The sequence below is a fragment of the Spinactinospora alkalitolerans genome (assembly GCF_013408795.1).
In the GTDB taxonomy this organism is placed as follows: Bacteria; Actinomycetota; Actinomycetes; order Streptosporangiales; family Streptosporangiaceae; genus Spinactinospora; species Spinactinospora alkalitolerans.
The window spans coordinates 3537423-3561114 of the sequence record NZ_JACCCC010000001.1; the positions used below are offsets into that span (position 1 = coordinate 3537423).

The 23692-nt window shown below is 71.3% G+C and carries 17 protein-coding genes and 1 pseudogene; 6 read left to right on the forward strand and 12 right to left on the reverse strand.

Annotation, left to right across the window (positions count from 1 at the left end; translation table 11 throughout):
* Window positions 1–145: 145 nt before the first annotated feature.
* A complete protein-coding gene (locus HDA32_RS15690) occupies window positions 146–1069 on the reverse strand; it encodes a LysR family transcriptional regulator (RefSeq protein WP_179643902.1) in 924 nt (307 codons plus the stop codon).
* 199 nt (window positions 1070–1268) lie between these two features.
* Here HDA32_RS15690 and HDA32_RS15695 point away from each other — a divergent pair, with 199 nt between their 5' ends.
* Window positions 1269–2765, forward strand: a complete 1497-nt coding sequence (locus HDA32_RS15695) for an APC family permease (RefSeq protein ID WP_218882484.1) — start codon at window positions 1269–1271, stop codon at window positions 2763–2765.
* Here the strand turns inward: HDA32_RS15695 and HDA32_RS15700 are convergent.
* A pseudogene (locus HDA32_RS15700) lies at window positions 2746–3360 on the reverse strand (transposase); the annotation flags it as partial. The gene HDA32_RS15695 and the pseudogene HDA32_RS15700 sit on opposite strands and share 20 nt — an antisense overlap.
* On the opposite strand from HDA32_RS15700, the gene HDA32_RS15705 reads away from it, so the two are divergent.
* Window positions 3297–4007, forward strand: a complete 711-nt coding sequence (locus HDA32_RS15705) for an IS1634 family transposase (RefSeq protein WP_376767018.1) — start codon at window positions 3297–3299, stop codon at window positions 4005–4007. The pseudogene HDA32_RS15700 and the gene HDA32_RS15705 sit on opposite strands and share 64 nt — an antisense overlap.
* A gap of 682 nt (window positions 4008–4689) precedes the next feature.
* Window positions 4690–7287 carry a penicillin acylase family protein gene (locus tag HDA32_RS15710; protein ID WP_179643903.1) on the forward strand — a complete coding sequence of 866 codons (2598 nt, stop codon included), beginning with the start codon at window positions 4690–4692 and terminating at the stop codon, window positions 7285–7287.
* Between the two features lie 509 nt (window positions 7288–7796).
* On the opposite strand, the gene HDA32_RS15715 is transcribed toward HDA32_RS15710, so the two are convergent.
* On the reverse strand, window positions 7797–8195 hold the full coding sequence (locus HDA32_RS15715) for a hypothetical protein (RefSeq protein WP_179643904.1): 399 nt from the start codon (window positions 8193–8195) through the stop codon (window positions 7797–7799).
* Window positions 8196–8810: 615 nt separating this feature from the next.
* Here HDA32_RS15715 and HDA32_RS15720 point away from each other — a divergent pair.
* Both HDA32_RS15720 and HDA32_RS15725 read left to right on the forward strand, forming a co-directional pair.
* Window positions 8811–9776: a bile acid:sodium symporter family protein gene (locus HDA32_RS15720; RefSeq protein WP_246334368.1), complete on the forward strand. Its 966-nt coding sequence runs from the start codon at window positions 8811–8813 to the stop codon at window positions 9774–9776.
* 91 nt (window positions 9777–9867) lie between these two features.
* Window positions 9868–10764 (forward strand): hypothetical protein, encoded by an 897-nt coding sequence (locus HDA32_RS15725; RefSeq protein WP_179643905.1) that lies wholly within the window; start codon window positions 9868–9870, stop codon window positions 10762–10764.
* A gap of 84 nt (window positions 10765–10848) precedes the next feature.
* Here HDA32_RS15725 and HDA32_RS15730 read toward each other — a convergent pair whose 3' ends face one another.
* From HDA32_RS15730 to HDA32_RS15760, 7 genes are all read right to left on the reverse strand, one after another.
* Window positions 10849–10974: a methionine/alanine import family NSS transporter small subunit gene (locus tag HDA32_RS15730; RefSeq protein ID WP_179643906.1), complete on the reverse strand. Its 126-nt coding sequence runs from the start codon at window positions 10972–10974 to the stop codon at window positions 10849–10851.
* Entirely contained in the window at window positions 10974–12512 is a 1539-nt protein-coding gene (locus HDA32_RS15735) for a sodium-dependent transporter (RefSeq protein WP_179643907.1), read from the reverse strand. The genes HDA32_RS15730 and HDA32_RS15735 overlap by 1 nt, the downstream gene beginning before the upstream one ends.
* 115 nt (window positions 12513–12627) lie before the next feature.
* Window positions 12628–14055 (reverse strand): aminobutyraldehyde dehydrogenase, encoded by a 1428-nt coding sequence (locus HDA32_RS15740; protein WP_179643908.1) that lies wholly within the window; start codon window positions 14053–14055, stop codon window positions 12628–12630.
* A gap of 160 nt (window positions 14056–14215) precedes the next feature.
* Window positions 14216–15778, reverse strand: a complete 1563-nt coding sequence (locus HDA32_RS15745; RefSeq protein ID WP_179643909.1) for a purine-cytosine permease family protein — start codon at window positions 15776–15778, stop codon at window positions 14216–14218.
* Between the two features lie 106 nt (window positions 15779–15884).
* On the reverse strand, window positions 15885–17519 hold the full coding sequence (locus HDA32_RS15750; RefSeq protein ID WP_179643910.1) for a thiamine pyrophosphate-binding protein: 1635 nt from the start codon (window positions 17517–17519) through the stop codon (window positions 15885–15887).
* Window positions 17516–18478, reverse strand: coding sequence for an agmatinase (speB, locus tag HDA32_RS15755; protein WP_179643911.1), 963 nt, complete (start codon window positions 18476–18478; stop codon window positions 17516–17518). Before speB ends, HDA32_RS15750 begins: the two co-directional genes overlap by 4 nt.
* 74 nt (window positions 18479–18552) lie before the next feature.
* On the reverse strand, window positions 18553–20043 hold the full coding sequence (locus tag HDA32_RS15760) for a sodium:solute symporter family protein (RefSeq protein ID WP_179643912.1): 1491 nt from the start codon (window positions 20041–20043) through the stop codon (window positions 18553–18555).
* A 145-nt stretch (window positions 20044–20188) separates the two neighbouring features.
* Here HDA32_RS15760 and HDA32_RS15765 point away from each other — a divergent pair, with 145 nt between their 5' ends.
* Entirely contained in the window at window positions 20189–21721 is a 1533-nt protein-coding gene (locus tag HDA32_RS15765; protein WP_246334369.1) for a PucR family transcriptional regulator, read from the forward strand.
* Window positions 21722–21752: 31 nt separating this feature from the next.
* Here HDA32_RS15765 and nrfD read toward each other — a convergent pair whose 3' ends face one another.
* Both nrfD and HDA32_RS15775 read right to left on the reverse strand, forming a co-directional pair.
* Window positions 21753–22817 carry an NrfD/PsrC family molybdoenzyme membrane anchor subunit gene (gene nrfD, locus HDA32_RS15770; RefSeq protein WP_218882485.1) on the reverse strand — a complete coding sequence of 355 codons (1065 nt, stop codon included), beginning with the start codon at window positions 22815–22817 and terminating at the stop codon, window positions 21753–21755.
* Window positions 22814–23683 carry a 4Fe-4S dicluster domain-containing protein gene (locus HDA32_RS15775; protein WP_246335010.1) on the reverse strand — a complete coding sequence of 290 codons (870 nt, stop codon included), beginning with the start codon at window positions 23681–23683 and terminating at the stop codon, window positions 22814–22816. Before HDA32_RS15775 ends, nrfD begins: the two co-directional genes overlap by 4 nt.
* Between the last annotated feature and the right edge of the window lie 9 nt (window positions 23684–23692).

Here is a 23692-nt window from a genome sequence, read left to right on the forward strand (position 1 = left end):
GACCACGGCCACGGCAGCGGCCTACCGTTCTGCCTGGGTCTCGGGGCCACCGGCAATGTCGCGAGACCGATTCGCCATGGCTTTGTGGACGTCCACAGCGTGGCCTCGGCTCCTTGTGCGAACACGTGCGCGATGCTCCGGCGTCTCAGGCCGTTGCTGATCGAACAGCCTCGGGTACCACGTCGAGGTGTCCGTCGATCGCGTGCTTGACCGCCAGGTGGAAGGCCTGCACGTGCGGGCGGGTGTCCTTCTGCCGAGTGGCAGCATTGATAGTGCTCGGCGTGGCGTCGGGCAGCGGCACGTAGGCGACACCGGAGTGCCGGAAAAGGCGGGCGGCTGTCTGTGGGAAGGTGTCCACCGCTCCGAGGCAGGAAATGGCCATCAGGCCTTCTCCCACCGATCGGACGTGGGTCGCTACTCGGCCTGGCTCACCACGGCGGTCATCGCAGGTCCAGTACGATGCCCAGCCGGCCGGTGCGCCGGTATCAGCGGCGGCGAACGGTTCATCCAGCAGGTCGTCCACCGACATGCTCTCCGCGTCCGCAAGCGGATGCTGCCGCGGGAGCACCGCCACTCGAGGCTCGGAGAAGATCGGCCGCAATGCGATCCGGTCGTCCTCGAAGGGAGCACGGACCACGGCCACGTCGACCTCCTCGGACACCAGCTTCTCGAGCTGGTCGACCATCGAAAGCTCGGTGAACTCGAGTCGGACATCCGGCCGCAACTCGCGGTAGAGGGACAGGATGATCGGCATCAACTCTCCGGCAGCCTCGGCGAAGGTGCCGACTCGCAGAACTTCTTGCTCCGGCATCGCCTGTGCCCTCGCCTCCGCTGCGGCGTCGGCCAGCTGCGTCAGCATCTGTTCGGCTCGCTCGACGAAGGCTGCGCCCGCGGGGGTCAGGGCGACGCGGTGGTGGCTTCGGTCGAACAGTCGGACACCGAGTTCGCGCTCCAGCCGGGCGACGTGGCCGCTGAACGCGGACTGGGCGATGTGCTCCAGCTGCGCGGCGCGACCGAAGTGCAACGTCTCAGCCAGACGCACGACATATCGGAGTTGGCGTACTTCCACATCGACTCCCTACCGCCGTAGGTCACGCCCACCTCCTGGGCGCGACCTCATGGCGCTGCGGTCGCGCCCGGTCTCGGTAATCGTGGCACACGATTGTCTGTTCTCGAACTCGTCGTTGTCCAGCACTCAGAGGTCTCTTCATAGTCGTCAACACATGCGACGCCGTCCCGGTGACGGCAGACCCTCGAGAGGTGATGCGATGAGTACCGAGCCTTCCAGACAGCTCAAGAAGTCGGCCGTGGGAACCTCCGGCATCGTCTTCTTCGTCGTGGCGGCCGCGGCACCACTGGGAGCCACGCTCGGAGCAGGCCCTGTCGTTTTCGCCGCGAACGGCCTCGGCGCACCCGGCATGTACCTGGTGGCAAGCGTCGTGCTCCTGCTCTTCGCGATTGGCTACGCCGCCATGAGTCGCCACGTCACGAGCGCCGGCGGATTCACCGCCTACATATCCCTGGGGCTCGGCAACCGAACGGGTCAGGCCTCAGCAGGGGTCGCCCTCTTCGCCTACAACTGCATGCTGCTGGGGCTCGTCGGCCAGTTCGGTGTCTTCGCCCGGGATCTGGTCAGCCACTGGGGCTGGGACGTCTCCTGGCAGACACTCGCTGTCGTGGCACTGGCTCTCGTCGGGATCCTGGGCTATCTGGAGATCAACCTCTCCGCGAAGGTGCTCGGCGTTCTCATGCTGGCCGAGGTTCTGATCCTTCTCGTCTTCGACGCCGTGGTCATCGTCCGGGGCGGCGCCGACGGCCTCGATGGCAGTGCCTTCGTCCCCGGCAACGTGTTCTCCGGGGCTCCCGGCATTGCGCTGCTGTTCGCCTTCACTTGCTTCCTCGGCTTCGAGGCCACGACCATCTACGGCGAGGAGGCTCGAGACCCCCGCCGCACGGTTCCGCGTGCGACCTACGTGGCGGTGGTGCTGATCGGCCTCTTCTACACGGTCACGACCTGGGCGATCGGTCTGGCACACGGCTCGGACGTCAGGACCCGGGCGAGCGAGGACCCGGTCAACTTCGTCACCGGAGTCAACACCGCCTTCGTCGGGCAGTTCGCCACCGACCTCATGCAGGTCCTCGTCGTCACGAGCGTGTTCGCGGTGCTGCTGGCCTTCCACAACACGCTGACCAGGTACATGTTCTCGCTGGGCCGTGGAGGTCTGCTGTCGGTGCAGCTTGCCCGTACCCACCACCGCTTCCAGAGCCCGCACCGGGCCAGTGTGGTGCAGAGCGTGATCACTCTGATCATCCTGGCTGCCTTCATGGCTGCAGGTGTGGATCCGTTCGAGCAGCTGTTCGCGTGGTTCGTGGGTTTGGGGACATTGGCCGTCCTCGTGCTGCAGGCGGTGGTGACCGTCGCGGTCATCGCGTTCTTCCGCCGTCGTGGCGGGGGCCCTCTCTGGCAGACCCTGGTGGCGCCGCTGCTCGGCACGCTGGGTCTGTCGGTCGGGATCGTGCTCGCCATCATCAACTTCGATGTCCTCATCGGGATCAGTAGTGGCATGGCGTTCCTGCTTCCGTGGTTGATCCCCGGTGCTGCGCTTCTGACGCTCGCGGCAGCAAGCGTGGCGTCCCTTCGTGGGCGCACCGTGGACCTCGCTGCCTCTGCCACACCCGCAATCACTACGGCCCCGGAGACCGCTGGAGCCTGCAGCACCGAAGAAGGGAATCTCAATGATCGTGTCAAGCAGCCGAGGTGTTAGCGGGCGTAGGTGCGGTGGGTGTGAACAGGCGTCCGTCGCGCAGCAGGGCCCACAGGACGTCGATCAGGCGTCGGGCCAGGGCGAGTAGGGCTTGTTTATGCAGGCATCGTTCGCTGCGTTTGCGCTGGTAGAAGGTACGCGAGGGGCCGTCGGCGCGAATGCTGGACAGTGCGGCCATGTAGAACACCCGCCGCAGGCGGCGGTTGTAACGTTTCGGTCGGCGCAGGTTGCCACGCACCCGGCCGGAGTCTTGCGGTACGGGCACGAGTCCGGCGTAGGAAGCCAGTCGGCCCGAGGTGGCGAAGGCGGCCAGGTTGCCGCCGGTGGCCACGATGAACTCCGCGCCCAGGTGCGGGCCCACGCCGGGCAGGCTTTCGATGATCGGCGACTGCGGATGCTGGCGGAATCGGTCAGCGACCAGTCGGTCGGTGTCTTTGATCTCGCGGTCCAGCTCCAGCGACTGCCGCGCCAAGCGTGTGATCAGCCTGGCGGTGGTGGCTTCACCGGGCAGCGAGACCGTTTGGGCCGCTGCTGCCACGAGGGCTTTGTCCACGATGGAGCCGATGCTGGCCCGGTGGGCGCCCTGCTGGCGCAGCCCGCCACGGCGACACCCGAGGGGGCAAGCGCACGAAGCGGACGGAGCCGGTCTGGAACCCCGAGGAATATCCGGGGCATTGGCGGGCGATTTGGGCCTACTCCCGCAAACGCGCCGTAAGGGATGGCAAGACGCTGACCGCGCAGGAGAACCGCGCCCGCGCCGTGATCGACGGTGACGCCCAGGTCAAGTCCACGAGATTCGTCAAGACCACCGCCGCCGGCCGAAAACTCGATGAGAAAGCCCTCGAGCGGGCACGGCGCCTGGTCGGACTCAAGGGGTATGTCACCAACATCCCCGCCGAAATCATGGCCCCGACCGAGGTGATCAGCTCGTATCACGACCTGTGGCACGTCGAGCAGTCATTTCGGATGTCCAAGACAGACCTGCGCGCCCGGCCCATGTTCCACCGCACCCGCGACGCGATCGAAGCCCACCTCACCATCGTGTTCACCGCGCTGGCGATGTCCAGATACATGCAGGCCAAGACCGGATTCAGCATCCGCAAGATCATTCGCACCCTACGTCCGGTGCTCGAGGTCGACGTCGACATCGGCGGCCACACCCACACCGCGACCGAACCACTGACCGACGACGCCCCTCACATCATCACCGCAATCGATACCGGCAAATCAGTGGGTCACTAAAGAGGTCCAAGTCAGGACAGACGCGCTTTCCGTATGTAGTCAGGTGAGCACTTGGACGAGGATGGCAACCATCCATTGCCAGAGGTGAACGCACGCCATGCCCTCCGCCCGGCGAGATGCGCGCCTCTGGAGCGGGTCTTCGATGTTCCCCACCCGCATCGATCCGTCCGAGAAGCGGTCGTTTCTCAGCTACCCGAACCGCAGCGAAGAACAACCGAGCACGATCTGGAGTCTGCACGCTCAGCCATCTATATGACAGAGCGCACCACCAAAAATCCGGTTCGGCTCCCGCCGGTCAACCTTGGACTTCTCACTGTGGTGGAGCGCATGTGCTCCGCTTGTGCTCGTAAGTTCCGCACCCGCCCGGCATACGGCGGCACACACCGGCAGCAGAACACCCACACCGATGGACAAAACGGCACGAAACACCACGAGGACCCCCTGGACACCACCCCCGGAGGGGACTTTTAATCCGCTGGGTCAAACGCCGAAGTCAGCTCTCGCCTCCGCTCTTCTCTCTGTCCCCGAGGGGCCAGGAGGGCCTGCCCCCTACCGGCCCGACCCTGCGGCATTCGTCAGCATGTGTCCGGGAACCCGCCGGAAGTGTCCGGGACCGGCCGGTGTTGCGGAAGCGATATCTGCAACGGGTTCTACCGTGGCCGGGCGCCCCTAAGGTCATCCCATGTCCACTCCTCGATCCCGCCTGAAGCGCTGGGCGCTGGGCCTGCTCGCCGGACTTGTCGTCCTGGTCCTCGTCGCAGCCGGAGTCGCTGTCTTCACTGTTCAGCGGTCGTTTCCCGACTACGACGGGGAACTGGCGCTGCCCGGGCTCAGCGCCGAGGTGACCGTGTACCGCGACGCCCACGGCATCCCCCAGCTCTACGCCGACACCGCCGAGGACCTGTTCACCGCCCAGGGATACGTGCACGCCCAGGACCGGTTCTGGCAGATGGACTTCAACCGGCACACCACGGCCGGGCGACTGGCGGAGCTGTTCGGGCCCGCTCAGATCGAGACCGACGCCTACCTGCGCACCATGGGTTGGCGCCGGGTCGCCGAGGCCGAGTACGACCTGCTCGCCGAGGACACCCGGAGCTACCTCGACGCCTACGCCGAAGGCGTCAACGCCTACCTCGCCGACCGCGACGGGGCGGAGGTGAGCCTGGAGTACGCCGTGCTCGGGCTGACCAACGGCGACTACGAGATCGAGGAATGGTCGCCCATCGACAGCCTGGCCTGGCTCAAGGCGATGGCCTGGGACCTGCGCGGCAACATGGAGCAGGAGATCGACCGCGCGGGACTGCTCGCCGCGGGGCTGACCCGCGACCAGGTCGACGAGCTCTACCCCGAATACCCGGAGGCCGAGCACGCGCCGATCGTCACCGACGGCGAGGTCCGCGACGGCGCCTTCACCGGCGCCGATCCCGACTCCGACGCGGACTCCCCCGCGGCCGACGCCGCCCTGCCGCCCGCCGACGCGATCCGGGCCGCCGACACGGTCGCCGCGGTCGGCGAGGGCCTGTCCGGCCTGCCGGAGATGCTCGGCCCGGCCTCCCCCGAACTCGGCTCCAACTCCTGGGTGGTCTCGGGCGAGCACACCGCCTCCGGCCTGCCGCTGCTGGCCAATGACCCGCACCTGGGCGCGGCCATGCCCTCTGTCTGGCACCAGATGGGCCTGCACTGCACCACCGTCGGCGACGCCTGCCCCTTCGACGTGACCGGGTTCGGCTTCGCCGGGCTGCCCGGCGTCGTCATCGGGCACAACAACACCGTGGCCTGGGGGTTCACCAACCTCGGTCCGGACGTCACCGACCTGTACCTGGAGAAGGTGGAGGGCGACTCCGTCATCGTGGACGGCGAGAAGGTGCCGATGCAGACCCGCCGAGAGACCATCGAGGTGGCCGGCGGCGAGAACGTCGAGATCACCGTGCGCTCCACCGGGCACGGCCCGCTGCTCTCCGACGCCGCCGCAGCCGCCGACCTGCGCGCCTTCGGCGAAGACGCCCCCGTGACGTCCGAGGGCGAGCCCGCCGACCAGGCGCAGAAGGCCGAATACGCCGTCGCCCTGAGCTGGACGGCCCTGAAGCCGGGCACCACCGCCGACGCGATCTTCCAGATGAACCGCGCTCGCGGCTTCGAGGACTTCCGGGAGGCCGCGCGCTCCTTCGAGGTGCCCGCGCAGAACCTCGTCTACGCCGACGTCGAGGGCACCATCGGCTACCAGGCCCCCGGAAGGATCCCGGTGCGCGGCAAGGGCGACGGCCGCTGGCCCGCGCCCGGCTGGGACTCCGACTACGACTGGGAGGGCTACATCCCCTTCGAGGAGCTGCCGAGCGTGCGCGACCCCGAATCCGGCTACATCGTCACCGCCAACCAGGCCGCGATCGGGTCGGACTACGCGCACCTGCTCACCACCGACTGGGACTACGGCTACCGCGCCCAGCGCATCGACGACCTGCTCGCCGAGGCTATCGCGGAGGGCGGGGCCACGGCCGACGACATGTCGCGCATCCAGTTCGACAGCGAGAACTCCGGCGCCCGCGCCGTCGTCCCCCACCTGCTCGACGCGGAGATCGAGGGATCGGGCGACGACGGCACCGTGGCCGAGGCCAGGCGGCTGCTGGCCGACTGGGACTTCCAGCAGGACGTCGACTCCGCCGCGGCCGCGTTCTACAACGCCACCTGGCGGCACCTGGTGCCGCTGACCTTCGACGAGTTGGGCGAGGACCATCCGATGGACGGCGGCTCCCGGGGGTTCCTGGTGGTGGCGGACCTGCTGGAGGACCCGGACTCCCCGTGGTGGGAGGGGACCGAGGCCGGCGGCCGCGACGAGGTGCTGTCCCTGGCCATGGAGCAGGCGGCGGCCGAGCTGACCGAGCGGCTGGGCGACGACCCTGCGCAGTGGCGCTGGGGCGACCTGCACACGCTCACCGCCGAGAACCAGTCCTTCGGCACCTCGGGGATCGCGGCGGTGGAGTGGCTGTTCAACCGCGGCCCGGTCGAGGCGGCCGGCGGCTCCAGCATCGTCAACGCCAGCGGTTGGAGCCTCACCGACGGCTACGCCGTGACCTCGGTGCCGTCGATGCGGATGGTCGTGGACCTCTCCGACCTCGACGCCTCGCGCTGGGTGAACCTCACCGGCACCTCGGGGCACGCCTTCCACGACGACTACGACGACCAGATGGAGCTGTGGGCCGCCGGCGAGACGACCCCGATGCGCTCCACCCGCGAGGCGATCGAGGAGGACGCCGAGCACGAGCTGGTGCTGCGGCCTCACTGAGTCTTCCGGAAGTCGCACGGCGCGCCCGGCGGTAGCCGGTCCGGCCGGGCGCGGGAGGAGAAGGCGGTGACGGCGGCAGGGACCGGGGGGATTGGGCCCCTGCCGTGCCGGGGTCGGAAGGCAGGCGCCGTGGACGCCGTGCGCCGACTCAGCGGACGGCGCGCCTGTCCACCGCCGTCCCGGCGTGATCGCTCTCGGTCGCGTCGATGCTCTGGCGGTATTCCAGGGCCTCGGGGCTCTCGTCGTTTTCGATGAGGTCACCGGCGACGCCGGCCAGTAATTCGCGTACTTCGGCGGGGTGGCGTGGAAGAGCTCACGGCGGTTGCCGACTCGATTGACCCGTTTGTCCGCGAAATGCTGATGCATCTTCGCCTCGGCCCCGCCGCGTCGTTGGGAAGGTGAACGGCGTGTACAGGGACCGGCCCTGGTCCTGGGTTCTGAGAGAGGGGTTCCCTTCGAGCCGGGTGCGCGGTGCCGCCGGGTGGTAAGGCCGCCTCGGCCGGACCCGCTCATCGGTCACGGTCGAGGGAGAAGACGATGTCGAGCCCGCGGTCGGGATGGTAGGACCATGACGCGGTGATGCCGTCCCACGAGGCCGACTGGCGTCCGTCCATCGCGGTCGTGTTCTCCATATGCGCGGTGACGTGGTCGGGCGCGTCCACCGCGTTGGTCACGCAGTCCAGTTGCGCATAGGAGAGACCACCGGTTTCGTCTTGTCCTCGGTGGTCGATGACCAGACTGGCCCCTTCGTCGCCGATATCGGCGCCGCTGGAGTACCCCAGTCCGCATTCGTCCACCGCGTCTTCGAAGGTGCTGCCGTACGCGGCGGCCTCAGCCTCTTCGGCGGCTCGCGCCTCCCTTGCCTCCCAGCCGGCGGAGATCAGCGCCCACCCGGTCGCGCCGACCACGGCCCCTATCACTCCGGTGATTGAGGGAAGGACCCATGGTGCGACGGGACGCGTCGGCGATCCGGGAGCGCCGACCCCCGGTTGCGGAGGGTTCACGGGTTCGCCGGACAGCGGCCTTCCATCGGTGAGGTGAGGCCGCGATTCCGGTTCACGCGGTCCGCTCATATTCGCCTCCCGGGAGCCGGCGTTGTGCGTCCATGTCTCGATTGCCGACCCCGCTCCCAGCCGTATCCGCGGCTCAGATCCCATCTGACGGGAATACGGGATTTCGGCAGCCCAAAGATTACCCATGCCGCCTCGGAATGTACTCCTTAAAAAAGATGATTTCCGGCGTCGGTCCCATACAAAGAATCAAGCTGTGTCATGGAGCGAACATCGGCGTTCGTTGAGTCCGGGATGCCATACCGGGGCTCTTGCGGCCGGGGCAGGCGGTGTCCGCCGAAGCCGCCCGGGCCGTCCTCGGGGCCGTGTGGCCGGGGTGCCTTTACCGGTGGGGTGGTGTGCGGGCTAGAGTCGCCGGTGTTGTTTCGGATGTGATCGAAGCCGCTTCCTTTACGGCGTAGATCAGTCCGGTTCCAGGCGAGGCCGCCGCCCCCTGAGGCGGCGGAGAGGGGCATGGGCACGATGGGCAACGTGGTGACGCGGATCGCCGACTTCGTCGGGCGCTGGTTCGCCGTACTGGTCCTGCTCGGCGCGGTGGTGGGTCTGCTGCTGCCGGACGGGACCGCGACGCTGGCGCCCTACATCCCCTGGTTCCTCGGCGTGATCATGTTCGGCATGGGCCTGACGCTGCGGGTCGGCGACTTCGCGATCGTGGTCAAGCGCCCGCAGGCGGTGCTCATCGGCGTGCTCGCGCAGTTCCTCATCATGCCGCTGGCCGGACTCGGCATCGGTCTGCTGCTCCAGCTGCCGCCGCTGCTGCTGGTCGGCATGGTCCTGGTGGGGGCGTCGCCCGGCGGCACCGCCTCCAACGTCATCGTCTACCTGGCCCGCGGCGACGTGGCGCTGTCGGTGGCCATGACCGCCATCTCCACCCTGCTGGCGCCGCTGCTCACCCCGCTGCTGGTGCTGTGGCTGGCCGGCTCCACGCTGCCGGTGGACGCCGGGGGCCTGCTGGTCTCGATCCTGCAGGTGGTGCTGGTGCCGGTGGTGGCGGGCGTCATCGTGCGCGCCCTGGCCCACCGGTTCGTCGAGCGCGTGCTCACGGTGCTGCCGCTGGTCTCGGTGGGCGGCATCGTCCTGGTGGTCGCGGCGGTCGTCGGGGCCAACGCCGAGTCCGTGCTGCAGACCGGGGCGCTGCTCGCGCTGGCCGTCGTGCTGCACAACGCCGTGGGCCTGGGCCTGGGCTACGGCGCCGCACGGGTCGCCCGGCTGCCGGAGTCGGCGCGCCGGGCGGTCGGCGTCGAGGTCGGCATGCAGAACTCCGGGCTGGCCGCCACCCTGGCAACGGTGCACTTCGCTCCGCTGGCCGCGCTGCCGGCCGCGCTGTTCTCGGTCTGGCACAACCTGTCCGGCGCGCTGGTCGCCACCTACTGGGCCAGGCGCGGCATCCCGGCCCCCTCCCCCACGACCGCGGAATGACCGCCGGGGCCTGCGCATCCGGGTGATCGACATATCCGGACGTTTCGGCGTTCCGCCGCGAACGCGGACCCGACTTCTCTAGCGTCTTCGCATGCCCTCCCTCGGACACGAGTTCCCGCTCGACCTCATCAGGCACGCCCCCGAACTGGCCGCCCAACTCCTCGACCACGCCTCGGAGTTTCCCCTTCCGGAGTTCACCCGGGCTCGGTGTGAGGCGGGCGACGCCACCACCACCGCGCCGCCGGAGCTGCGCGCCGACTCCGTCGTCGTCCTCGAACGCGGCCCCGAAGCGAGCGGAGACGGCGCGGCCCCGGTGCTGGCGATCGTCACCGAGTGCCAGACCGGACACGACAACCGCAAGCGTTTCAGTTGGCCCGCCTACGTGGCGAATCTGCGCGCCCGACTGAACTGCCCGGTGGTCCTGCTCATCCTGACCCCGACCGAATCACTGGCCCGGTGGTGCGCGACGCCCATCGACCTGGGTGGCGGCTATCTGGTGCACCGGCCGCTCGCCCTGGGACTGCCCGCCCTCAAACCGGTCACCGATCCCGAGGCCGCCAGGGTCGCCCCGGAGTATGCGATCCTGGCCGCGGCCGCCAACCATACCGAGGACACGGCAGTCCTGGACGCGCTGCTCCCCGCCTTGGATGAACTCGATGAGTCGAAGACCACTTTGTATTCTGACTATGTGCTCGCGGCACTGCCCGTCGCGGCCAGGAAATATCTGGAGGAGACCGTGACCACCGGCACCTACGAGTTCAAGAGCGAGTTCGTCGGCCGCATCTTCCGCGAAGGCGAGGCCAGGGGCGAGGCCAAGGGCGAGGCCAGGGGCGAGGCCAAGAGCGTGCTGGCGATCCTCGACACCCGCGGGATCAAAGTCTCCGACGACGTCTGCGACCGGATCACCTCCTGCACCGACCCCGACCAACTCATGGCCTGGCTGCGCCGCGCCGTCACCGCCGACCGCGCCGAAGACGTCTTCGGCTGACCCCGCCGCCGACGTGAAGAAGGGCGCCACCCCAGAGAGTGGGGGCGGCGCCCTTTTCGTCGGCGCATCCTCGACCGCCTGCCGTCAGCCGGTCGAGGGGTCCTGGTCGGGGCGGTCGGGGTGGCGGCGGAGCTGGATGATCGCGGCGACCAGCCCGCCCCAGACGATGACGATGGCGATGATCATCATCACGATGGCGTCGATCGACATCAGTGCTTCCCTCCGTCTCGTGCGTCCGGCCCGGTGCCGGCGGACGCCTCCGCGTTGCGCTCGCGTTTCCAGGGCACCAGCGCGACGAGGACGCCGATGACGATCGCGCCCACGGCGACACCGCCCCCGATCGCGAGCAGGAACCAGGTCGGGTAGTCCCCGTAGTTCTGCGCGAACTCCGCGCTCAGGCTGTCCCACATCATCCAGCCCAGGACGATCGGGGTGATCAGTCCGAGGGTGATACGCCACCACCCGCCGAGGGGCACCGCCGAGGTCTCGTTGGCGTGCGCCTGCATCGCGGGCAGGCGGCGCAGCAGCCAGGCCACCACGACCACGGCCACCAGTCCGGCGAGCGCGATGCCGTACTGGTTGATGAAGTGGTCGGCCACGTCCAGCAGGTACAGCCCCTGGTCGGTCGGGAACAGCACGATCGACGCGATCGCCGTGGCGCCGCCGACGCTGAGCACCGCGGGCAGGCGCCCCATGCCGGTGCGGTCCTGCACCGCCGAGACGATGACCTGGACGATGCTGACCAGCGAGGAGAGTCCGGCCAGCACCAGCGACCCGAAGAACAGCACCCCGAACAGGGCCGCGCCCGGCATGCTGGAGATGATCTGCGGGAACGCGACGAAGGCCAGCCCGACACCCGAGGTCGCGACCTCGTCGACCGCGACCCCGCTGGAGGCGGCCATGAAGCCGATCGTGGCGAACACGCCGATGCCGGCCAGGATCTCGAACGAGCTGTTGGCGAACCCGGCGACCAGGGCGGATCCGGTGAGGTCGGCGCGGCGCCGCAGGTAGGACGCGTAGGTGATCATGATGCCGAAGCCGACCGAGAGCGAGAAGAAGATCTGGCCGTAGGCCGCGACCCAGACGCCGCCGTCCAGGATCGCCGACCAGTCGGGCGAGAAGAGCGCGTCCAGGCCGACGGCCGCGCCGGGCAGGAACAGCGCCCGCACGACCAGGATCACGAACAGCAGGACCAGCAGCGGGATGAAGACCCTGTTCGCCCGCTCGATGCCGCCCCGGATGCCGAGGGCGAGCACGGCCAGGGTGAACACCCAGACCGCGATCAGCGGCCACGCGACGCCCGCGACGTAGGAGGAGATCATCCCCGGCGCGTCGGCGACCTGCAGGAACTCCCCGTTCAGGAAGGCGTTGGGGTCGTCGCCCCACTCCTGTCCGATGGAGAACCCGACGAAGCGCACCGCCCAGGCGATGATGACCGCGTAGTAGGTGGCGACCACGAAGCAGATGGCGACCTGCCACCACCCGATCGGCTCCGCGGGGCGCGACATCCGGCGGAACGCCGCCGGCGGGGACCCCCGGAAGCGGTGGCCGATGGTGTATTCGAGGATGAGCAGCGGGATACCCGCGGTCAGCAACGCGATGAGGTAGGGCAGGAGGAACGCCCCACCGCCGTTGTCGTAGGCGATGTAGGGGAATCGCCAGATGTTGCCGAGGCCGATGGCCGATCCGATCGCCGCCATCAAAAAGCCCGCGCGGGTCGCCCACTGCTCCCGGTGCTGGTTCTGCATGTTCAGGGCTCCTTGATCATCCGCTCCATCGCGAGCCGACGTTAGCAGCCCCGGACGTGACAGGCCATCCGGCGCGTCAGGCTCCCGCCGCCCATCCTCCTCCCCGTACTCGGGATCAGCCGGTCGAACTCATCACGTGCTTGACCCGGGTGTAGTCCTCCAGGCTGTAGGCGGAGAGGTCCTTGCCGTAGCCGGAGTGCTTGAAGCCGCCGTGCGGCATCTCCGAGGTCAGCGCGCCGTGGTTGTTGAGCCAGACCGCGCCGAAGTCCAGTTCGGCGCTCATCCGCAGCGCGCGGGCGTGGTCGGTGGTCCACACCGAGGAGGCCAGGCCCTGCGGGACGCCGTTGGCGAGCTCCGCCGCCTCGGCCTCGGTCCCGAAGGGCTGCACGGTGATGATCGGGGCGAAGATCTCCTCGCGCACGATCTCGTCGTCGGCCCGCAGGCCGGAGATGACGGTGGGCGCGATGAAGTAGCCCCGGTCCCCGACCCGGTGGCCGCCGGTGTGCACCTTCGCGTGGTCGGGCAGCCGCTCCAGCAGCCCCAGGACGCGGTCGAGCTGGTCGGCGTTGTTGAGCGGGCCGAAGTCGGCGTCTTCGCGCGAGGGCAGGCCGGTGCGCTGGGCCGCGGCCTTCTTCGCCAGCTCGGCCACGAACGCGTCGTGGACCGCCGAGTGCACGAGCACTCGGCTGCCCGCGGTGCAGTCCTGGCCGGCGTTGAGGAACGCGCCGCCGATGACGCCCTCGACCGCGGCGGGGATGTCGGCGTCGTCGAAGACCACGACCGGGGCGTTGCCGCCGAGCTCCAGGTGCAGCTTCTTCAGGTCGGCCGAGGCCGACCGGGCGACCTGGATCCCTGCGCGGGTCGAGCCGGTGATGGAGATCAGTTGCGGGACCTCGTGGCCGACGATCAGGCGGCCGGTGTCGCGGTCGCCCAGGACGACGTTGCACGCGCCGGCCGGCAGCGCCTCGGCGGCGACCTCGGCGAGGATGGCCGTCGAGGTCGGGGTGGACTCGGCCGGCTTGAGCACGACGGTGTTGCCGGCGGCCAGCGCGGGGCCGATCTTCCACACCGCCATCATGAGCGGGTAGTTCCACGGGGTGATCTGGGCGCACACGCCGATCGGCTCGCGGCGGATCCATGAGGTGAGGCCGTCCATGTACTCCGCGGCGGCCTTGCCCTCCAGGTGGCGGGCCGCGCCGGCGAAGAACCGCAGCGTGTCCACGCACATCGGGATCTCCTCGCCGGTCATGGCGGCCCGGGGCTTGCCGGTCTCGCGGCACTCGGCGTCGGCGATCTCCTCGGCCCGCGCGGCCAGGCCGTCGGCGATGGCCAGCAGGGCGTCCTGGCGCCGGGCCGGGGTGGCCCTGCGCCAGGTCGCGAACGCCTTCGCCGCGGCGCTCATCGCGGCCTCGACCTCGGGTGCGGCGGAGACGGTGGCGGTGCCGGCCTGCTCACCGGTCACCGGGTCGATCAGGGGGGAGGTGCGGCCGTCGGCGGCGAGGACGTGCTCGCCGCCGATGACGTTGGCCAGGATGGTGCTCAACAGGTTTCTTCCTCTGCTCGCTCGTCGTTGAGGGGTGGGGCCGGTGCCCGCGGGTCGCCCCGCGGGCGCCGCATCGCCTCGTCGGCGGCCGGGGCGCGCGCCCCGGCCGCCTCGCGCGCCGGCGCCGCACCGGCGGTCGTGCGGCGGCGCGGCACCGCGTTCACACCGCGGTGTCCGCGGATTCGCGGGCGTCGGCGCCGTGCGCCGCCGCGCGGGTCGAGACGGCCTCGACCGGGGCTTCGGAGACCGGGACGAGCCGCGGCCCGTCCGGTCCGAAGACGCCGCGCGGCTCGGGGAAGGCGACGACGGTGATCGGGTAGACGACCAGGGCGGTCAGCAGCGCCGCCACCAAGCTCAGGTCGACGCCCCCGGCCGCGTTGGCGAAGGGGCCGACGATCAGCGGCGTGTTGGCGAACAGCAGGCCCACGACGGCGGCCGGCAGCCAGGCCGCCATCCCCCGCCAGTTGACGCCGCGGTGGAACCAGTAGGCGCCGCCCTTCTTGCCCTCGTTGAAGACCTGCAGGTCCTCGACCAGGTAGTGGCCCCGGCGGAACAGGTAGCCGACCATCATGATGACCATCCACGGCGAGGTCAGCAGCACGATGAGGGTGGCGAAGGCGTTGATGCTGGCCACGATGTTGAAGGCGAAGCTGCCGACGAAGATCAGCGCCAGCGCGAGCGTGCCGACCACGGCGGTGCCCTGGACCCGGTTGAGCCGGGGGAACAGGGAGCTGAAGTCCAGGCCGGTGCCGTAGAGCGCGGTGGTGCCGGTGGACAGTCCGCCGATGAGCGCGACCAGGATCAGCGGCAGCGCGTACCACAGCGGGGACACCGCGGCGAGGCCGGTGACGTAGTCGCCGGGGTCGGCGACCAGCGTGGCTGTGGCGACGCCGAACAGGAACGGCAGCAGCGTGGCGACCTGGGCCAGGAAGGGCGCGGCCAGCAGGGAGCGGGGGGAGTACGTGGCCGGGATGTAGCGCGCCCAGTCGCCGAGGAACGCCCCGAAGGAGACGGGGTTGGCCATGGCCGTCACGACGGCCAGCACCCAGGTGGGCCAGAACTCGCCGAGCACGTAGGAGCCGGTGCCGGCGTAGGAGGGGTCGAAGGTGCCGCCGTAGGCGAACACGCCCAGCAGCATGATGGCGCTGCCGGCGATCACCGCGACCTTGTTGACCAGCAGCATGAACTGGTAGCCGAAGATGCACACGGCGAACACCGCGACGGCGATGGCGCCGTAGGCCAGCGCCCGCAGCACCGCGCCGCCGTCGTAGCCGAACCGCAGGGCCGCGCCGACGATGGCGTCACCGCTGACCCACACCGAGATGGAGAAGAACGTCACGGCGGTGAGCAGCGAGAGGAACGAGCCCAGCGCGCGGCCGACGACCCCGAAGTGCGCACCGGAGGAGATGGCGTTGTTGGTGCGCGTGCGCGGCGCGAACAGCGCCATGGGCGACAGGATCAGCGCGCCGATGACGACGCCCACGAGCGTCGCCGAGGCCGCGGCCCAGAAGCCGAGCCCGTAGGCGATGGGCAGGGTGCCCAGGATGATGGTGGCGAAGGTGTTGGCGCCGCCGAAGGCCAGCCGGAACAGGTCCAGCGGGCGCGAGCTCTGGGCGCGCACCGGGATCGGCGCGATGCCGTAGGACTCCACCGCGGTGATGCCCTCGGTCACGGGTGCGGCGTCGGCTTCGGCGGAGCCGACCGGGTTCGTCGGGTTCGTCATGGGCGATCCCTTGTTCGTGCGTCCGGCGGACGGCCGGTGCGGGATGTGGGGATGGGCGGACCCGCGACGCCGTTGGCGCGGGTCCGGGTTCTTCGGCGGCGGGGCCCTACCGGAGGTGGGTCGGTTCGAACATGCGCAGGACGGCGGGGAGCACCACCACGCTCGGGCCGGGTGCGGCGAGCGCGGCGGCGAGGTCGTCGCGCAGGCGCTCCGGTGTGCTGCGCACGGCGGGGACGCCGAAGGAGTGCGCCAGCGCCGTGAAGTCGGGGCGGGCCAGTTCGGTGTGGGTGGCCTCGCCGAACGCCCCGGTCATGTACTCGCGCAGGATGCCGTAGCCGCCGTCGTCGACGATCAGCCAGGTGACGTCGAGGTCGTGCTGGCGCGCGGTGGCCAGCTCGGCGATGGAGTACATCGCGCCGCCGTCGCCGGAGACCGCGAGCACCGGCCCGTCGTGGGCCGCCGCGGCCCCGAGCGCGGCGGGCAGCCCGAACCCCAGGCCCCCCGCTCCCTGCGCCGAGTGCATCCCGGCCGCGCGCGGGTCCCACGCCGACCAGGCCCAGTAGCCCAGGATCGTCATGTCCCAGAAGCTGGGCGCGTCGTCGGGCAGCGCGGCGCGCACCGCGGCCAGCACGTCGCGCTCCAGCTCCAGGCCCTGCCCGGCCAGGCGCCGGGCCACCTCGTCCTTGACGCCGGCGACCTCGGCGGTGACCGCCTCGTCGGCGCCGCGCGCCGCCACCCGCCGGGCGAGTTCGGCGAGGGTGGCCGCGGCGTCGGCGCAGATGCCCAGCGCCGGGTGGTTGGCCTCCAGCTTGCCCAGGTCGGCGTCGATCTGGATGAGGCGGCCCCGCGGCCGGAAGGTGTGGTAGTTGCTGGACAGCTCGCCCAGCCCCGAGCCGACCACGGCGAGCACGTCGGCCCGCTCCAGGTAGTCGGTGACGTGGCGGTCCTCCAGCCAGGACTGCAGCGACAGCGGGTGGTCCCAGGCGAAGGCGTCCTTGCCGCCGAACGTGGTGGCCACCGGGGCCCGCAGCCGCTCGGCGAGGTCGCGCAGGGCCGCCTGGCCGCGCGAGCGCGAGACGCCGCCGCCGGCCAGGATGACGGGCCGGCGCGCGCCGTCGAGCAGCCGGGCCGCCTCCTCGACGAGCTCGGCGCGCGGGGTGAGTGGCGCGGGCGCGGCGTCGACGTCGCGCACCGGCGGCGCGCCGGCCGGGCCGAGCAGCACGTCCTGCGGGATCTCCACCCAGGCCGGGCCGGCGGGTGCGCCGGCCGCGCTGCGCCAGGCCTCGGCGATCGCCGAGGGGATCTGCGAGGCGTGCCGCACGACGTGGGTGGACTTCACGACACCGGCGAAGCCGGCCTGCTGGTCGGGCAGTTCGTGCAGGAAGCCGCGCCGGGCGCCGCCCAGGCCCGCGCCGGGGACCTGGCTGCTGATCCCGAGCACCGGCACGGAGGCGGCGCGCGACTCCTGCAGCGAGGCCAGGGTCAGCAGCGCTCCGGGGCCGGTGGAGACCAGGAGCGGGGTGACCTCGCCGGTGAGGCGGGCGTGCCCGTCCGCGGCGAACGCGGCGTTGTTCTCGACCCGGCTGGAGACGAACCGCAGCGCGGGCTGCCGGCGCAGCGCGTCGAAGAGGCCCAGCGCGTGCTGGCCGGGGATCCCGAAGGCGGTGCGTGCGCCCAGTGCCGCCAGGGTCTCGACGGCGAGGTCGCCGCCGGTGCGGGCGTCGGCGCGGGAGTCGCTCACTTGCGCGCCCCTCCCCCGGCCCCGTTCAGCGCGAGCACGCTGACCAGGTCGTAGGCGACGTGGGAGGCCGCGGTCGCGGTGATCTGGGCGTGGTCGTAGGCGGGTGCGACCTCGACGACGTCGGCGCCGACCAGGTGGCACGAGGCCAGGCCTCGCAGGATCTCCAGCAGTTCGCGGCTGGTCAGGCCGCCGGCCTCGGGGGTCCCGGTGCCGGGGGCGTGCGCCGGGTCGAGCACGTCGATGTCGACCGAGACGTAGAGCGGGCGCGCGCCGATGCGCTGGCGCAGCGCGTCGGTGATCTCGTCGACGCCGCGGCGCATCACGTCGGCGGAGGTGACGATGCCGAAGCCGAAGCGCCGGTCGTCGTCGAGGTCCCTCTTGCCGTAGAGCGGGCCGCGGGTGCCGACGTGGGCGATGGCCTCGGTGTCGAGGATGCCCTCCTCGACGGCGCGGCGGAACGGCGTGCCGTGGGTGTAGGGCTCGCCGAAGTAGGTGTCCCAGGTGTCGAGGTGGGCGTCGAAGTGCAGCATCGCGATGGGCCCGTGCCGGCGGTGCAGGGAGCGCAGCAGCGGCAGCGCGATGGTGTGGTCTCCGCCCAGCGTGACCAGCCGGGTCCCGGCCCGGACGAAGTCGGTGGCAGCGGCGTCGACGGTCTCCACGGCGTCGCCGACGGAGTAGGGGTTGACCGCGATGTCGCCGCCGTCGGCGACCTGGAGTTCGGCGAAGGGCGAGACGTCCAGGCCCGGGTGGTAGGGCCGCAGCAGCCGGCTGGCCTCGCGGATCGCCGAAGGGCCGAAGCGGGCGCCCGGCCGGTAGGAGACCCCCGTGTCGAAGGGGACACCGACGACCGCGACATCGGCGCGCTCGACCTGGTCCAGCCGGGGCAGCCGGGCGAAGGTGGCCGGGCCGGCGAACCTGGGGACCAGGCTGGAGTCGGTGGGTCCGATCGGGGTGGTCATGTCAGGGATGCCTCTTCTCTGCTCTCGTTGTCCGCTGGTGCGGGGATGTGCGGGACTTCTGCGGGAGGGGAGGTTCATCCGGCCCGAGCGCCGGTCGGCTCCTCCTCGGGATCGGCCTCGCCGCGCACCCGCCGCTGCCACGTGGCGAGCACGGCGGCGTCGGTGGGCCGGGTGGCGAGGCTGACGGCGACGTAGACGACGAGGCTGGCGAGCAGCCCGTAGTAGATGGGCTCGTTGGCCAGCAGGCCCTTGACCGCCATGGTCGCGATGACCACGACCGCGCCGACGAGCATGGAGCTCAGGGCGCCGACGCGGGTGCCGCGCTTCCACACCAGGCCGCCGAGGATCGCCACCAGCAGGCCGCCCACCAGGATGTTGTAGGCGACGGTGAGGGCCGAGACGACGTCGTTGACCAGCAGCGCCACGCCGATCGACGCGACGCCCAGGACGAGGGTGGAGACCCGGTTGGCCGCCACCTCGTCGTGGTCGCGCCCTGCCGAGCCGGAGAGGGGCTGGTCGGCGCCGCCGCGGCCGAGCAGCCGGCGGGCCTGCGGCCACAGGTCGCTGGAGGTGACGGTGGAGCAGGCGATCAGCGCGCCGCTGGCGGTGGACATGACCGCGGACAGCGCCGCGGCCAGCACCAGGCCGGCCAGGCCGACGGGCAGGGTGTCGGAGACGATCAGGGCGAAGGCGTCGTCGGGGTTGTCCAGGCCGGGGAAGAGCACGGCCGCCGCGGTGCCGATGAGGGCTCCGGCGACGGCGTAGACGAGGCAGTAGACCCCGGCGCCCAGCCCGCCGGTGGTCACCACCCGGTCGTTGCGGCCGGTGAAGACGCGCTGCCAGATGTCCTGGCCGATGAGCAGGCCCAGCGTGTAGATCAGGAAGTAGGTCAGGATCGTGCCGCCGCCGATGTTGAGCGGGTCGAAGTGGGCGGCGTCCAGCTCGGCGCGCATGCCGGAGAACCCGCCGGCGTGCCAGACGGCGACCGGGGTCAGGATCAGCAGCAGGCCGACGGTCTTGATGACGAACTGGGCGATGTCGGTCATGGTCACCGACCACATGCCGCCCAGCGTGGAGTACAGCACGACGATCGAGCCGCCCAGGATGACGGCCAGGGCCCGCGGCATGTCGAACAGGCCGCTGAAGACGGTGGAGAAGGCCAGGGTGGAGGGCACGGTGAGCATGAACGTGTAGCCCCACATCACCAGCCCGGAGACCACCCTGGAGTTGCCGCCGTAGCGCAGGTCGAGCATTTCGGAGACGGTGTAGACCTTCAACCGGGAGATCCGGCGGGCGAAGAAGGCGTGCAGGGCGATGATGCCCAGGCCGATCGCGCCGACCAGCCAGGCTCCGGACAGGCCGTAGGTGTAGCCCAACCCGACGCCGCCGATGGTGGAGGCGCCGCCCAGCACGACCGCGGCCATGGTGCCGGAATACATGAAGACGCCGAGGCGCCGGCCGGCCACGAGGTAGTCGGCCCGATCGCGGGTGCGGCGCATGCCCCACCACCCCAGGGCGATCATGCCGAGCAGGTAGGCGGCGATTACCGCCAGGTCGATGGCCACGCGGCCTCCTCATCCAGGTGGGGTCCGCCCGTTCGCCCGGCCGAGGGGCCAGGTCAGCGGGATGTCAGAACGCTAGGCACTCGGTAAGCTGCGAGTAAGTGGACGAATCGCACCGCTTGCCTCTCTGATCTGGATGGTCCGCCCATTGTCGGCACTCGCACACGGTGGTGACGGCGCTCACGACGGCCAGACGGTTCCGCTGCGCACGGTCGTCGAGCGGCGCGGGCTCGGCCTGCGCGTCCTGGTGCCGCCGCCGGGCCCGGAGGAGCCGCGGATCCGCTGGGCGGTGGTCAGCGAGCTGCCCGATCCCGTTCCCTACCTCAACGGCCGGGAGCTGCTGCTGACCGCGGGGGTCGACATGTCCGCGACGCCCGCCGCGGTGCGCCGCTACGTGACCGGGCTGGTCGAGGCCGGGGTGAGCGTCCTGGGCTTCGGCGTGACGCCGGTGCACGACGCGGTGCCGCCGGCCCTGATCGCCCAGTGCCGCGGCCAGGGCCTGCCGCTGCTGGAGGTCCCCGGCGAGACGCCGTTCGTCGCGGTCGGCCAGGCGGTCGGCGAGGAACTGGAGCGGCTGCACGTGGCCGACGTGCGCCGGCTCGGCGAGGCGCACCGTGCGCTGGCCAAGGCCGTCACGGCGGCCGCACCGACCGACCGTGCGATCCGCACGCTCTCCCAGGCGCTGGACTGCTGGGTGGCGCTGGTCGGCGACCGGCTGCTCACCCACGCCCGCTCGGTGCCGGCGCTGACCGACGAGGTGACCGAGCTGATCGCCAAGCTGCGCGCGCCGCACGGCCCGCGCAGCGCGAAGGCGCGGATGCGCGCCGATGAGGTGTTCCTGCACGCCGTCGGCGAGGACCCGCGCCCCAGGGATGTACTGCTGCTGGGCCGGCCCACGCCGTTCGGCATGACCGACCGGGCCGTGCTGGGCACGGCCGTGGCGCTGCTCGGGCTGCTGCTGCGCAGCGACCGGCGGGCCGAGCCCGTCCCCGGGCGGCTGCTGACCCGGCTGCTGCTGGAGACCGGACGCGGCGACGATCTGGCCCCCCTGCTGGCCGAACTGGTTCCGGGGGCCGGCGCGACGCTGCGGGTGCTGCGGGCCTGCTGGGCCGGCCGGGGCGCCCCGCCTCCGCTCGCCGACCCCGCCCCCCTCTTCGGGACCGGGCTGGTCGAGGCCGTGGAGGGCGGGGTGCGCGCGGTGGTGGCCGATCTCGGCGCCGCGGCCGAGCACCTGAGCGGGCTGGAGGAGCTGCGCGGCGACGGCTGGCTGGCCGCGTTGAGCGGCCCGGCGCGCCCGGCCGAGTTGCCTGCGGCGGACCGGCAGGCGTCGTCGCTGCTGGTGCGGGCCAGGGCGATGGGCGAGCCGCTGGTGTGGCCCGAGCGGGCCGACCCGTTCAGCGCCGTGATCGACGCCGAACGGGCGCGGGCCGCCGCGCGCTCACTGCTCGGCCCGCTGTCCGAGGACACCGACGCCGCGCGGAGCCTGCGCGAGACGCTGCGGGCCTGGCTGGCCCGGCACGGCAACTGGGACCGGGCAGCCGCCGACCTGGGCTCCCACCGCAACAGCGTCCGCTACCGGATCGGCCGCATCGAACGCGACCTGCACGTCGACCTGACCGACCCGGAGCACCGGATGCGCCTGTGGTTCGCCCTGAGCTGGCTGGAGTCAGAGGGCGGCTAAAGGGTGCCGGGCCGAGGACCCCGCTCCCGGCTCACCCCGCTGCCGGCTCGCTCGCCTCCCTGGCCTTGGGGACCTTCGGCTGGTCCGATATCAGGCCGCTCTCCCGGACGCGCTCGCGCTGGGGCACGACGGTGTACTTGGGGTCGGCCGCGGACTGCACCCCGGCGTGGAAGACGCCGAAGCGGGTGCAGGCCGAGCCCGCGATCAGGGCCGCTCCGGACAGCGCCGAGGCGAGGCGGCTGCGGCCGCCCAGCAGCGCCCCGCCGACGGCCCCGGCGGCCGTCAGCGTCTTGGCCGCCCGCATCAGCGCCCCGGCCCTGCCGGTGCGGTAGGGCTCGGCCACCATGCCCATCCGCCGCTCCATCAGCTCGGTCGCGGCCAGCTCCAGCCCGGCGCCCAGCACCGCGGCCCGCCGGGCCGGTCCGGCCTGCCCGACCGGGGCGGCCAGCATGCCCAGCCCGCCCGCCGCGGCGGCGCCGGAGCCGACGAAGACGAACGGCATCTGCCGGTACCCCTCGTGCCAGGACGGGACCGCGGTGTCGCAGATCAGCGGGGCGGTGTAGGAGGCGACGGCCGGCCCGACCAGTCCGGCTCCCAGCGTGGCCGCTGTGCCCAGGCGCGGAAAGAGGCCGGTGACGCTCGTGGCCGCGGCCGCTCCGGCGAGCGGCCCGTAGCCGGCCAGCAGCCAGGAGCCCATGCTCATCGGCGAGGACGGCTTGCACACGCGCAGCATGTTGACGAACCGGGCCGGCCGGCCCAGGTCGTGCACGAGCGCGACGACGGAGCCGGAGATCGCCCCGAGCGCGCCCACCTTCATGGCCCTGGCGAGGTCGGGGCGGCCGGTCAGCTCGGCCCCGGCCGCCAGCACCGACGAGGCGCCGGCCAGGCCGCCGAGGAACAGGTAGCCCGCGATGTCGGTGGCCGCCCACGGCACCTGGTTGAGGACCGGTTTGCCGTAGTAGGAGCGGAACTCGGCCTCGGGCACCATCGCGTGCCGGTCGCCGCGCCGCCGCCGGACCCGCTTGGATCCGGTCAGGGCCTCGCGCCCCGGCCGGGCGCCGCGCATCCCCTGCTTGGTCACGTCCGAGGTGCTCAACCCCGCCTCCTCACGAATGTCGCGGTCAGGCCGGCCAGCAGCGTGAGCGCGGCGACGCCGGCGTGCTTCCATATGTCGGGCAGGTCCCGGGTGGTCACGACCGGGTCGGGCGGCAGACCGTAGACCTCCGGCTCGTCCAGGAGCAGGAAGAACGCGCCGGCGCCGCCGACCCCGTCGTCGGGGTCGTCGCCGTAGAGCCGGGCCGAGGTGATGCCCTCCTCGTGCAGTCGTTCGACGCGCCCGGCGGCCCGCTCCCGCAGTTCGTCGAGGTCGCCGAACTGGATGGAGTCGGTGGGGCAGGCCTTGGCGCAGGCCGGCTCCAGTCCGTCGCCGAGCCGGTCGTAGCACAGGGTGCACTTCCACACCCTGCCGTCGTCCTCGCGCTTGTCGATGACCCCGTAGGGGCAGGCCGGCACGCAGTAGCCGCAGCCGTTGCAGATGTCCTCCTGGACGACGACCGTGCCGTACTCGGTGCGAAACAGCGAGCCGGTCGGGCAGACGTCCAGGCAGGCGGCGTGCGTGCAGTGCTTGCACACGTCCGATGACATCAGCCAGCGGAAGTCGCCGCGCTCGGCCTCGCCGGTTTGCGCACCGGGCAGGTCGAAGGAGGGCATCCCCAGGTCCACCGGTGCGCCTCCGCCGCCGGCGGAGGCCGGTCGGGCGCCGCTGGTCTCCTGCTCGCCGAGCGGAAGCCGCTGCTCGATGAAGGCGACGTGCCGCCAGGTGTCGGCGCTCAGGCCCTCGCTGTTGTCGTAGGACATGCCCGTGAAGTTCAGGCCGTCCTCGGGAATCATGTTCCATTCCTTGCAGGCGACCTCGCAGGCCTTGCAGCCGATGCACACGCTGGTGTCGGTGAAGAACCCCATGCGCGGCTG